The organism is uncultured Agitococcus sp. (assembly GCF_937920075.1).
In the GTDB taxonomy this organism is placed as follows: Bacteria; Pseudomonadota; Gammaproteobacteria; order Pseudomonadales; family Moraxellaceae; genus Agitococcus.
Genome location: NZ_CALETI010000144.1, coordinates 1 through 1,071 on the forward strand (window position 1 = coordinate 1; position 1,071 = coordinate 1,071).

The 1,071-nt window shown below is 43.9% G+C and carries 1 protein-coding gene and 1 pseudogene; both read left to right on the forward strand.

Annotated elements, in window-relative coordinates:
- On the forward strand, window positions 1-275 hold a 275-nt coding region (locus Q0212_RS05455), incomplete at its 5' end, for a DUF3240 family protein (protein WP_297923359.1).
- Window position 276: 1 nt separating this feature from the next.
- Window positions 277-1,071 (forward strand): annotated as a pseudogene (locus Q0212_RS05460) (hypothetical protein); the annotation flags it as partial.

Here is a 1,071-nt window from a genome sequence, read left to right on the forward strand (position 1 = left end):
GGATTCGTGCCGAATTTTTAGATCATTTACGCTTAGTGCCACACTTAGTCTCGGGTTGCACCATTGTCGATGCCGCAGGTTTTGGCGCACAACAACACTATGGTTCAGCCTTAGAAAAAGTCTTAGGTCAAACCCAACGGCAATTGGTGATGATGGTCTTAGCCCAAGACAATGTGTCTGCGGTATTAGCCCATATTCGTCAACAATTTATCTCGCCTGATATTCAATATTGGTTAACACCTGTGTTGGCTAGTGGTCGTTTGAGTGAGGTCTAAGATGAAAAAAATACTTTTGCTTAGCGTCTTTTTGCCTAATGTGTTGTGGGCGCAAGTGGAGATGCCATTTAGTGCTTTATTACCGCCCGAAAACGACGTGCGTCAAAGTCTAGAGCAACATCCGATGGTACAAGCCAATCAAGCGACCATGGACTATGAACGAGCTAATGCCCAGCGTTTAATTCAGGGTGAAGACCCGTGGCAAGCCAGATTTGCCTTACAACAACGCCGTAATAATCAAGCTAATTTAAATAGTGTAGAACAAACTATGGGTTTAGAAAAACGTTTACGTTTACCCAGCAAAGTAGCGATGGATAAACAACTGGCACAAACGGCACTAAGCATCGCTCAGCTCAGTCGTGGTGATGCGTGGCACGAAGCAGCAAAAATATTATTGGCTGATTGGTTTGCGGTTAGCAAAGCGCAAGCGAATTTACAACGTATAGATGAGCAATTAGCCTTATTAGATAAACAGTTAGCCGTGATTAATACACGCATTAGTGCAGGTGATGCACCTCGTTTAGAACGACTCTTGGTTGAGCAAGAGCGGGCAAAGTTGGCCTTGCAACGTCAACAGCAACACGCCGAATTAGCACAACAACAGTTAAATTTACAGCGTTATTATCGTGGCCAACCGTTAACCCATATAGATTTAAGTCAAATACCCAGTCAATTAAATTTGGGCGATGAGCAAACATGGATTAAGCAAGTGTTAGCCGCAAACCACGAATTAGAACTGGCCGAAGAGCATAGTAAACGTCAAGACTTACATGCCCAGCGTGTGGCTTTAGAAAAC